Source organism: Rhodococcus sp. NPDC057014 (assembly GCF_042673295.1).
GTDB lineage: Bacteria > Actinomycetota > Actinomycetes > Mycobacteriales > Mycobacteriaceae > Rhodococcus_F.
On record NZ_JBHUSF010000307.1, the window covers coordinates 1 to 10982 of the forward strand.

Annotated in this window: 11 protein-coding genes; all 11 read left to right on the forward strand. The window is 69.2% G+C overall.

Annotated features, from left to right (window positions below; genetic code table 11):
* Positions 1-550: ABC transporter permease (locus tag ACFTZB_RS36855; protein ID WP_378439504.1), on the forward strand; the 550-nt coding region annotated here is incomplete at its 5' end.
* Positions 547-1212, forward strand: a complete 666-nt coding sequence (locus tag ACFTZB_RS36860) for an ABC transporter ATP-binding protein (RefSeq protein WP_378439506.1) — start codon at positions 547-549, stop codon at positions 1210-1212. The genes ACFTZB_RS36855 and ACFTZB_RS36860, both read left to right, overlap by 4 nt.
* Positions 1213-1366: 154 nt before the next feature.
* Entirely contained in the window at positions 1367-2749 is a 1383-nt protein-coding gene (locus ACFTZB_RS36865) for an MFS transporter (RefSeq protein ID WP_378439508.1), read from the forward strand.
* Entirely contained in the window at positions 2746-4254 is a 1509-nt protein-coding gene (locus ACFTZB_RS36870) for an aldehyde dehydrogenase (protein WP_378439510.1), read from the forward strand. Before ACFTZB_RS36865 ends, ACFTZB_RS36870 begins: the two co-directional genes overlap by 4 nt.
* Positions 4255-4397: 143 nt before the next feature.
* On the forward strand, positions 4398-5327 hold the full coding sequence (locus tag ACFTZB_RS36875) for a VOC family protein (RefSeq protein WP_378439512.1): 930 nt from the start codon (positions 4398-4400) through the stop codon (positions 5325-5327).
* On the forward strand, positions 5324-6106 hold the full coding sequence (locus ACFTZB_RS36880) for an alpha/beta fold hydrolase (RefSeq protein WP_378439514.1): 783 nt from the start codon (positions 5324-5326) through the stop codon (positions 6104-6106). The genes ACFTZB_RS36875 and ACFTZB_RS36880 overlap by 4 nt, the downstream gene beginning before the upstream one ends.
* Before the next feature lie 15 nt (positions 6107-6121).
* Entirely contained in the window at positions 6122-6628 is a 507-nt protein-coding gene (locus ACFTZB_RS36885; RefSeq protein WP_072949171.1) for a cupin domain-containing protein, read from the forward strand.
* A 2-nt stretch (positions 6629-6630) separates the two neighbouring features.
* Positions 6631-7380 (forward strand): 3-oxoacyl-ACP reductase family protein, encoded by a 750-nt coding sequence (locus ACFTZB_RS36890; RefSeq protein ID WP_378439516.1) that lies wholly within the window; start codon positions 6631-6633, stop codon positions 7378-7380.
* A 16-nt stretch (positions 7381-7396) separates the two neighbouring features.
* Positions 7397-8179 carry an SDR family oxidoreductase gene (locus ACFTZB_RS36895; protein ID WP_378439518.1) on the forward strand — a complete coding sequence of 261 codons (783 nt, stop codon included), beginning with the start codon at positions 7397-7399 and terminating at the stop codon, positions 8177-8179.
* Entirely contained in the window at positions 8172-9821 is a 1650-nt protein-coding gene (locus ACFTZB_RS36900) for a thiamine pyrophosphate-binding protein (protein WP_378439520.1), read from the forward strand. Before ACFTZB_RS36895 ends, ACFTZB_RS36900 begins: the two co-directional genes overlap by 8 nt.
* Positions 9818-10936 (forward strand): FAD-dependent monooxygenase, encoded by a 1119-nt coding sequence (locus tag ACFTZB_RS36905; protein ID WP_378439523.1) that lies wholly within the window; start codon positions 9818-9820, stop codon positions 10934-10936. Before ACFTZB_RS36900 ends, ACFTZB_RS36905 begins: the two co-directional genes overlap by 4 nt.
* Positions 10937-10982 lie beyond the last annotated feature (46 nt).

Here is a 10982-nt window from a genome sequence, read left to right on the forward strand (position 1 = left end):
CAGTCCGGCCGTGTGGATGACGCTCGGCGACTGGCAGCACGCGAACCCGCGCGGAGGTGCGGCGACGGTGCTCGCGGTGTCGGGCGGGGACGAGTCCACGAACTCCGTCGCAGGGACGACATCCCGAACCGTGGCCGACTCCTTCTCCGCCATCGGCTCCTACACGTCCGAGAACGGGTCGCTGACGTTGATGACGGTAATGCTGTTCGCGATCTCCGCGCTGGTGATCGGCGCGTTCTTCACGGTCTGGACACTCCAGCGCACCCCCGACGTCGCGACGCTGAAGGCGCTCGGCGCGTCCACCGGGTCGCTCGTGCGGGACGCGCTCGGACAGGCGCTCGTCGTCCTGCTCGCCGGCGTGGGTGCCGGTGTCGGAACGGCGGCCGTGGCCGGGTCGATGATCGGCGACGCGGTGCCGTTCGTGCTCGACATCTCCACCACTGTCCTGCCCGCCGTCGCCCTCGCCGGGCTGGGCCTCGTCGGCGCCGCGTTCGCGCTCCGGTTCCTCCTCACCACCGACCCCCTCACCGCCCTCGGGAGCACACGATGACCACACCCGCCCTCACCCTCGACGACGTCACCCGCACCTACCCGGACGGCGCCGGACGCATCACCGCCCTCGACTCGGTGTCGCTGACGCTCGGCCGAGGCGAGATCGCCGCGATCACCGGTCCGTCCGGTGCCGGGAAGTCGACGCTCCTCGCGGTGGCGTCGACGCTGATCCGGCCCGACTCGGGCTCCGTCCGGCTGGGTGACACCGAACTCACCACTCTCAGCCGCCGCGAGGCGTCCACACTGCGCCGCGACCGGATCGGCATCGTGTTCCAGCAGTCCAACCTCGTGTCGTCGCTGACGGCCCTCGAGCAACTGGAGGTGATGGCGCATCTCGGACAGCGGTGGTTCGTGCCGCGGCGGGCGGGGCGCGCGAAGGCTCGCGACCTGCTCGACGCCGTCGGCCTCGCCGACCACGCCGGAAAGCGGCCGGCGCAGTTGTCGGGCGGGCAGCGACAGCGGGTCAACCTCGCCCGGGCGCTGATGAACAATCCGTCGCTGCTGGTCGTCGACGAGCCGACCAGCGCGCTCGACCGGGAACGAGGCGCCGCCATCATGGATCTGATCCTCGGGGTCGTGCGAGAACGCGAGGTCGCGACGCTGCTCGTGACACACGACCGCACGCATCTGTGCAGAATGGATGCAGTCCACCGCCTGTGAGTACTTGTTAACCACGGGCGGTTAACAAGTACTCACAGGTGTGAACAATATGTTTCGTCCAAAGTCAAGGGTTGACGTTTCTCATGTGCGTGAGATTACATCTTAGCGGTAAGCCTTTGAGGGCTTAAGTAAATGCCTCGACCCGACCCTGAGGATGCTCATGACGACGGTATCGCCCGCCATGGCTGCCACAGCTGAGATGATCAGCGCCCGACTCGAACGCCTGCCGATGAGCAGGTGGCACATCAAGGCCCGCGTCATCGTCGGCGCCGTCACGTTCTTCGACGGCTTCGACCAGCTGATGATCGCGTACTCGCTCCCCGTCCTCACCCCCAAGTGGGGTCTGACCCCCGGCGACATCGCCTGGGTGATCGCCATCGGCGGCATCGGCATGCTCGTCGGCGCGCTCGCCGGCGGCTGGTTCGCCGACCGCGTCGGCCGGCTCAACGTCATCATCGCCTCCCTCGCGCTGTACGCCGTGATGAGCCTCGGCATGGCGTTCACCGACTCCCTGATGCTCTTCCTCGTCTTCCGGTTCGTGCAGGGCATCGGTCTCGGCGCCGAGGTCCCGGTGGCCGCCAGCTACATCGGCGAGATCACCAAAGCCCACAAGCGCGGACGATTCGTGCTGCTCTACGAGGTGATCTTCCCGATCGGACTCGTCATGTCGGCGATCGTGTCGGCGTGGGTGGTCCCGAACTTCGGCTACAAGATCCTGTTCGCGCTCGGCGCCCTGCCCGTCGTGCTCCTGCCGCTGCTCTGGCGCCTGCCCGAGTCGCCGCGCTGGCTCGCGTCCCGCGGCCGCCACGAAGACGCCCACAACGCCATGACGCGCATCGAGAACGAGATCACCGGGAAATACGGCAAGACGCTCCCGGCTCCGCAGCCGTTGCCCGCCGTCGCCGTCGACGATCGTCACGGACGGTTCCGTGAAGCGTTCCAGGGCGTCTACCTGCGCCGCACCCTGATGCTCGCCGCGATCTGGGGCTGCGCCTACTTCGTCAACTACGGCATCGCGTCCTGGCTGCCGTCGCTCTACCACTCCGCCTTCGACGTCAGCGTCGACACCGCGCTGCACTACAGCATCGTCACCAGCGTCGCCGGTCTGATCGGCTGCGTCCTCGTCGCGTTCCTCATCGACAACCTGGGCCGCCGCATCTGCATCACCGCGTCGATGGTCCTGTGCTCGTCGCTGCTGTTCCTGCTCGCCGCCACCGGCGCCGACACCGCGACGAAGGTCCTGTTCTGGTCGGCCGGATCGGCCCTGTTCGTCTTCGCCGTCAACATGGCGCTCTACGTCTACACCGCCGAGCTGTACCCCACCCGGATGCGGGCCATCGGCTGCGCCATCGGCGGAGCCAGCGGACGCCTCGGCATCATCATCGGACCCCTCGCCGTCGGAGCCATCCTCGACGGCGGCGGCACCCTCACCGTCGTCTTCGGAATGTTCTCCGCCGTCGCCCTGATCGGTGCCCTCGTCGTCGGCTTCTTCGCCGTCGAAACCCGCGAGAAGACCCTCGAGGAGATCTCCCAGTGACCGTTCTCGACACCGCACCACAGACGCTGCCGTTCGTCCCGGTCGCCGACCGGATCCTCGTCGCCGGGCAGTGGCGGCAGGCGAGCGGCCCCGCCTTCGCCGTCACGGACCCGTCGAACGGCGAGACCCTGCAGGTGATCCACCAGGCCACCGCCGACGACGCCGACGAGGCGGTCCGGAAGGGCCGCGCCGCCGCCGACGACCCGGCGTGGCGCGCGCTGCTCCCACACCAGCGGGCCAAGTACCTGCACCGCATCGCCGACGCCATCGAGGCGAACACGTCCCGGCTCGCGCTGCTGCAGAGCTACAACACCGGCAAGACGGTCGCCGAGACCACCGCACTCGTCGGCAGCGCGGCGGGCACGTTCCGCTACTTCGCCGCCGTCCTCGAAACCGCCGACGACGACCTCACCACCCCGCGCGGCAACTTCCTGACGATGAGCGTTCTCGAACCCATCGGCGTGGTCGGCGCCATCGCACCGTGGAACTCGCCGGTGGCCAGCGATGCGCAGAAGATCGCACCCGCCCTCGCGGCAGGCAACGCCGTCGTCCTCAAACCCGCCGAGTGGACGCCGCTGGTGTCGCTCGAACTGGCGCGGCTGATCGACGAATCGGGATTACCGAAGGGCCTGCTGTCGGTGCTGCCGGGCAAGGGTTCGGTGGTCGGCGACGCCATCGTCACCCACCCCGGCGTCGGGAAGGTGACGTTCACCGGCGGCACCAACACCGGACGCTCCATCGCCCACGCGGCAGCCGACAAGCTGATGCCCGTGTCGCTGGAACTCGGCGGAAAGTCGCCGACGATCGTCCTCGACGACGCCGACCTCGACGCCGCCGTGAACGGCGTGATGTACGGGATCTTCTCGTCCACCGGGCAGAGTTGCATCGCCGGATCCCGCCTGTTCGTCGACCGCCGCATCTACGACAAGTTCGTCGAGAAACTCGTGGCCAAGACGACCCGGCTCCGACTGGGACCCGGCCGTGACCCCGACACCCAGGTCGGGCCGATGGTCCACCGCAAGCACCGCGACAGCGTCGCCGCCTACGTGGACCTCGCGCGCGAAGAAGGCGGCCGAGTGCTGTGCGGCGGGGCGATCCCCGACGACGAGCGACTGCGCGACGGCGCGTACTACCTGCCGACCATCATCGACGGGCTGCCCAACAGTTCGCGCACCTGCCAGGAGGAGATCTTCGGACCCGTCCTGGTGGTCCTGCCGTTCGACGGCGAAGCGGACCTCGTTGCGCAAGCCAATGATTCGGTGTTCGGGCTGGCATCCGGAATCTGGACCGGCGACTACCGCCGCGCCTGGAAACTCGCCCGCCGACTCCAGGCCGGCACCGTGTGGATCAACACCTACAAGCAATTCAGCATCTCCACGCCGTTCGGCGGCGTCAAGGAAAGCGGACTCGGGGTGGAAAAGGGGCGCAGCGGCATCGCCGCCTACTCGCGGCAGAAGAGCATCTACTGGAGCCTCGACGAGGAACCCAATCCGTGGTCCGATTGAGCGACCCGCTCGTGGGCTGATTGAGCGACCCGCTCGTGGGCAAATTGATGTAGTAGGTCGTCCGGAAAGAAATTTCCGTCACCTCTGTACGACCTATTACTTTAGCGCTAAGATATTGAGACCTAAGCAACTGGAGGCTTGCGATGAACCAACCCATAGCCCGGCTGCGGTGCCTGCGCTCCGTCGAACTGCGCACACAGGCCAGCCTCGAATCCACCGATTTCTACTCGGAGGTGTGGGGACTGCGCGTGGTCGAACAGGGCACGGACGGCGCCTGGCTGCGGGGGACCGGTGAGCACCACCACGCGCTGCAACTCACCCAGGCCGAGCGGAACGGCCTCGGCCGAATCACGTTCGCCGTCGCCACGCCCGCCGAGGTCGACGAGGCCGCCTGCAGGCTCGAACTGCGCGGCGTCCCGATCGTCAGCGGCCCGGGGCCGGTCGACGACCTCGGCGGCGGCTACGGCGTGAGCCTGGTCGACCCCGAGGGCCGCGTCGTCGAACTGCTCGCCGACGCGCTCGCGGTCCCGAAGCTCGGCCGCGACGACGCCGTCCCCGTGGGCGTCACACACGTCGTCCTCAACACCGTCGACATCGATGCCGCCGTGAAGTTCTACTGCGACATCCTGGGCATGCGGGTCTCCGACTGGTCTGAGCACCAGATGGCGTTCCTGCGCTGCAACACCGACCATCACAGCATCGCGTTCAACCAGGCCGAGTGGACGTCGGTGAACCATGTCGCCTACGAGATGCCCACCGTGGACCACTTCATGCGCGGCATCGGCCGGTTGCGTCACCACGGCACCGTGCCGCTGTGGGGTCCCGGCAAGCACGGTCCCGGCGACAACACGTTCTCCTACTTCGCCGATCCGGCGGGGCTGGTGTGCGAGTACACGTCCGGCATCGCGCAGGTCGACGAGGACCGGTGGCTGTGCAAGGTGTGGCGCCGGGTTCCGGAACTCTCCGACCTGTGGGGCACCGCGGGCCCGCCGTCCAAGCAGGTCCGCGACCACATGGCCGGCGTCCCCGACCCCGGGGCGTTCGAGCGGTTCGACCTCGGGCGGGCGTCGTGACGCACGTCGTCGAATCCGGGTCCGGCCCCGCGCTGCTGATGCTGCACGGAATCGGCGGCAGTGCGGACAGTTTCGCGCCGCAGTTCGAGGAACTGGCGGGGTCGCTGCGACTGCTGGCCTGGGACGCACCCGGCTACGGTCGCAGTGAGGATCCCGGACGTCCGTTCGACCTCGACGACTACGCCGACGCCGCCGCCGACGTGATCCGCGACCGCTGCGGCGACGCGGGGGCGCACGTCCTCGGAATGTCGTGGGGCGGTGTGATCGCCACCCGGCTGGCGTTGCGTCACCCCGGCCTGGTGCGGAGTCTGCTGCTCGGCAGTTCCACCGTCGGCTCGGGGGCGGACGGCGAGGCTGCCGACCGGATGCGCGCCCGGGCCGCGAACCTGGAAAAGGAGGGCGCGGAAGCCTTTGCCGCCGAACGGGCCCCGCGACTGCTGTCCGGGACCGCCGGCGATGGCTTGACGGCGAAGGCGACGGCGATCATGGCGTCGTCGATCCGGCTGCCCGGCTACGGGTACGCCGCCGAGTCGATGGCCGCCACCGACCACACCGCCGATCTGCCGAAGATCGACATTCCCACCCTCGTCCTCGGCGGGGACGAGGACAAGGTGACCGGGGTTCCCGCGAGTCAGGTTCTCGCGGGCGGAATTCCGGGCGCCGTGTTCGTCACCATCCGCGGCGCCGGACACCTCGCGAACCAGGAGCGACCGGACGCGTTCGACGCCTGGGTCGAGTCCTTCATCCACATCACCGAACGCCTGCGCAACCACGTCTAGAGAAGGAGCATAAACATGACACTCGAATACGGCACCGCCGACCTGAAGGAATTCACCGACTCGCTGATCCTCACCCGTGGTTCCCGCCACGAGGACTGGGACACCCTGGGATTCCAGGCCAAGGCCGGCGACCAGTTCAAGCGCGCGCAGATCCGCTACGTCGGCTCCGGAGCGACCGGCAACCACGAGAACGACAACCGCACCATCGGCTCGCGCGGATTCACGTTCTCCAACATGCTGCTTCCCCCCGGCGCCGAGGGCCCGGAGCACACCCACCACGACGCGGAAGAGGCCTTCTTCGTTCTCGAGGGCGAGGTGGAGGTCGGCGTCCACCGCGACGGCCAGGTGGAGAAGCGCACCCTCGGCTACCGCGACATGATCGTCGTCCCGGCCGGGGTGCCGCGCAGCCTGAAGAACAACGGCGACAAGGACGCCCTGTTCTGCGTCATCATCGGCGCCCAGAAGCCGCAGATCCCGACGTACCCCGAGACGTCGGCCATGCACGGCGTGACCCGGGACTGACCGTGAGTCTCGACGGACGCAGCATCCTCGTCACCGGGGCGGGGCGGGGTCTCGGCCTCGCCCTGGCCCGCCGCCTCGGCGAGGACGGCGCCACCCTGTGGCTCGCCGACATCCGCGAGGACTGGGGCGAGGCCGCGGCGGAAAGCCTGCGCGCGGACGGCGTCAAGGCGCAGTTCGTGCAGGTTGATCTCCGCGACGCGGAGTCCGTCGACGCGATGGCGGCCACCGTCACCTCCGGTGGCCCGCTGTACGGCCTCGTCAACAACGCGGCCCTCGCGGACGGCGTGGGCGGCAAACCGATTCACGAACTCGACATCGACGAGTGGGACCGGGTGCTGGGCGTCAATCTGCGCGGCACGTTCCTCGTGAGCAGGGCGATCGTTCCCTCCATCATCGGGAACGGAGGCGGACGAGTCGTCACCATCGGCTCCGACGCCGCCCTGTACGGTTCGCCGCGACTCGCCCATTACATCGCATCCAAGGGCGGGGTGGCCGCGCTGACCCGCGCCATGTCCCGCGACCTCGGCCCGCACGGCATCACCGTCAACACCGTCTCGCCCGGTCTGACGGAAAGCGAATCGGCGCAGAAGGTTCCGGAGCACCGGCACGAGCTGTATCGCCTCAATCGGGCGCTCGAACGGCCGCAGCAGCCGTCGGATCTCGTCGGCGCCGTGTCGTTCCTGATGGGACCGGAGGCCTCGTACATCACCGGCCAGCAACTCGTCGTCAACGGCGGATTCGTCCTGCACTAGAGAAGGGGACCACGTCGTGGACCTGCAACTGAAAGACCGCACCCACCTGGTGACCGGCGGAAGCTCGGGAGTCGGGCTCGCCACCGTCGCGATGCTGCTCGAGGAGGGTGCCAACGTCGTCACCTGCGCGCGCGACCGCGACCGGCTCGACTCCGTGCTCGCGCCGCTGCCCGGCAGCGACCGCGTCCTCACCGCGTCCTGCGACGTCCGGGACCCGGCCGCGGTCGCCGCGCTGGTCGACGCCGGGGTCGCCCGGTTCGGCGGGCTCGACGGTCTGGTCAACAACGCAGGCAAGTCCCGCATGGTCCCGCGCGGCGAGGCGACCCTCGACGACTGGCGCGACGAACTCGACCTCAAGTTCTCCAGCGTCCTCAACACCGTCGACGCGGCGCTGCCGGCGCTGCGCAAGTCCGACGCCGCGTCCATCGTCAACATCTCGGCGGTGCTCGCGCGCCAGCCCGAGCCGCGGCTGGTCACCACCAGCGCCGCCCGGGCCGGGCTGCTGAACCTCAGCAAGTCGCTGTCGCTGGAACTCGCGGCCGACGGCATCCGCGTCAACTCGGTGTCGCTCGGCCTGGTCGACACCGGTCAGTGGCGTCGCCGCTACGAAGAATCCGGCACCGAGGCCACCTTCGCCGAATGGGAGGCGGAGATCGCCCAGGACCGGGGCATCGGCCTCGGCCGGTTCGGCCGCGCCGACGAGGTGGCCGCCATGATCGTGACCCTGCTGTCCCCCCGCTCGTCCTACGTGACGGGCACCAGCCTCGACGTCTGCGGAGGCGTCGCGCGCTATGTCTGAGAGGAACACCATGTCGGTAGGAAACGGGGGCGACCTGCTCGTCCAGGTGCTGCGCGAGGCCGGTGTCGACACCGTCTTCGGCATCGTGAGCGTGCACAACCAGCCCCTCGTGCAGGCGGTCGCCACGCACCTGCGGTTCGTGCCGGTCCGGCACGAGGCCACCGCGGTCAGCGCCGCCGACGGATACGCCCGGGCCACCGGGGGACTGGGCTGCGCGCTCACGAGCACCGGGACGGGTGCCGGTAACGCGGCCGGATCGCTGATCGAATCGCTCAGCGCCGGAACGTCGGTGCTGCACGTGACGGGCAACGTCGAGAGCCGCTACCTGGGCTCGGGCCGCGGGTTCATCCACGAGACCAAGGATCAGCTGGGGATGCTGACGGCGACGTCGAAGCACGCCGCCACCATCCTCGACACGGACAGTGCCGGAAAGGTGTTGCGGGAAGGCGTCGCCGCCGCACTCGCCGCGCCCGGCGGGCCGTCGAGCATCGAATGGCCCATCGACCTCCAGTACGCGGAGCACGTCGTCGACGTGGTCGAACCGGTCGTCGAATCCCCGCGCACCCCGGACGCCGACGAGTTGGCCGTCGCCTTCGCGCTGCTGCGGTCCGCGCAGCGCCCGGTGATCTGGGCGGGCGGCGGTGTCGCACACGCAGGCGCGGAGCTGACCGCACTGGTGGAGCAGTGGGGAGTTCCGTTGCTCACCAGCAACTCCGGACGCGGCGCCGTCCCGGAGGATCACCCGCTGTGCGTCGGCAACTACGGCAACACCCCGGCCGGGCGGGAACTGCTCGCCGACGCCGACCTGCTGCTGTCGCTGGGCACCCACTTCCGGTCCAACGAGACCGGCGACTACTCCATGCCCGTCCCCGCCGTGCACGTGCAGGTCGACCTCGACGCGACCGCGATCGGACGCGTCTACCCCGCGCAGGCCGGCGTGACCGCCGACGTCGCGACGTTCCTGCGGTCGCTGTCCGAACTGGCACCGGTCGACGCGTCGTGGACCGAACGTGGGCGGGCGACACGGGAACTGGTCCGTACCCGGCAGCGCGCCGGACTCGGCGACCACGCCGTGCTGTGCGACGCCGTCCGTGCCGCGTTCCCGCAGGATTCCGTCATCGCGCGCGACGTCACCATCGCGTCCAGTTCCTGGGGCAACCGGCTGCTGCCGATGTTCGACCCCCGGTCCAACGTCTTCCCCCGCGGCGGCGGCATCGGGCAGGGCCTGGGCATGGCCATCGGTTCCGCACTTGCCGACGAAACTCGCCCCACCCTGGCGCTGGTCGGCGACGGCGGCCTGGCCGTCCACTTCGGCGAGATCCTCACCATGGCACAGGAGAAGCCGTGGCTGGTGCTGCTCGTGTTCAACGACGGCGGCTACGGCGTGCTGCGCAACATGCAGAAGGGCGGCGGCGAAGACACGTACGCCGTCGACCTCGTCACCCCCGACTTCCCGTTGCTGGCACAGTCGATCGGCGTGCCCTACCTGCGGATCGGCGGTGCAGCCGAGGCGCACAGCGTGCTCGCCGACGCCGTGTCCCGGCAGGCCCCGGTGATCGTCGAGGTCGACCTCGCCGCTTACGGCGACATGCCGGCACCGTTCACGCCGCCCGTCACGGTGCCCGGAAAGGGTGCACAGTGACCACGGTCGCCGTCTGCGGCGGCGGAATCGGCGGGCTCGCCACGGCGATCGCCCTCCGCAAGTTCGGCCTCGACGTCACGGTCTACGAGCAGACGCGGCAGTTCGCCCGCGTCGGCGCCGACATCAACCTCACACCCAACGCGGTCCGTGCGCTCGACGGACTCGGTGTCGGACCGGCGATCCGCGACTCCGCCGCCCGGCCGCAATTCCGGATCAGCCGCACGTGGGACACCGGAGCCGAGACGTCCCGGCTGCCGATGGGCGACAGCGCGGAACAGCAGTACGGCGCACCGCAGTTGACGATGCACCGCGGCGATCTCATGACCGCGCTCGAGAACCGGCTGCCGTCGGGGACCGTCGAGATGGGCCGCCGCGTCGTCGGCGTCGTGGACGGGCGCATCGAGTTCACCGACGGCAGCACGGTTTCCGCGGACGTGATCGTCGGCGCCGACGGCATCCACTCCGCGGTCCGGACCGCGCTCCTCGGACGGGAACAGCCGACATTCACGGGAGTTGTGGCGTTCCGCGCCGTCGTCCCCACCGAACGCGTCGGCGAACTCCCCAATCTCGACTGCTTCACCAAATGGTGGGGTCCGGATCCGTCCACGCAGATCGTCACGTTCCCCCTCAACCAGGGCAAGGACATCTTCGTCTTCGCCACCTGCGCGCAAGACGAATGGACCGAGGAATCGTGGACCACAACCGGTTCCGTCGCCGAACTGCGTGAGCTGTACCGCGACTTCCACCCGGACGCGCGGGCGCTGCTCGACGCGTGCGACGACGTCCTGAAATCGGCTCTCTACGTTCGGGACCCGCTGGTGTCGTGGACCGACGGTCGGTCGGTGCTCCTCGGTGACGCCGCGCACCCGATGATGCCGTTCATGGCGCAGGGCGCAGGCATGGCGATCGAAGACGCCGTGGTCCTGTCCCGCTGCCTGAGCCTGTTCGACGACCCCGCGGTCGCCCTGCGGACCTACCAGGAGACCCGGCTGCAGCGGACCTCCCGCATCCAGCGCGGCTCCCGGTCCAACGAATGGCTGAAGGTCACGGGCAACGGCGACTGGGTCTACGAATACGACGCCTGGCACGTGCCGCTGGAATTGGCCGCGGCCTGAACGGACGCATGATCGACGCGACGCCGCCGGACACCCACGGGTTGTC

Excerpts from the sequence above, each read along its gene's own strand:
- ACFTZB_RS36860 (WP_378439506.1), top strand. The coding sequence starts at position 547 with ATGACCACACCCGCCCTCACCCTCGACGACGTCACCCGCACCTACCCG.
- ACFTZB_RS36865 (WP_378439508.1), top strand. The coding sequence starts at position 1,367 with ATGCTCATGACGACGGTATCGCCCGCCATGGCTGCCACAGCTGAGATG.
- ACFTZB_RS36875 (WP_378439512.1), top strand. The coding sequence starts at position 4,398 with ATGAACCAACCCATAGCCCGGCTGCGGTGCCTGCGCTCCGTCGAACTG.
- ACFTZB_RS36885 (WP_072949171.1), top strand. The coding sequence starts at position 6,122 with ATGACACTCGAATACGGCACCGCCGACCTGAAGGAATTCACCGACTCG.
- ACFTZB_RS36900 (WP_378439520.1), top strand. The coding sequence starts at position 8,172 with ATGTCTGAGAGGAACACCATGTCGGTAGGAAACGGGGGCGACCTGCTC.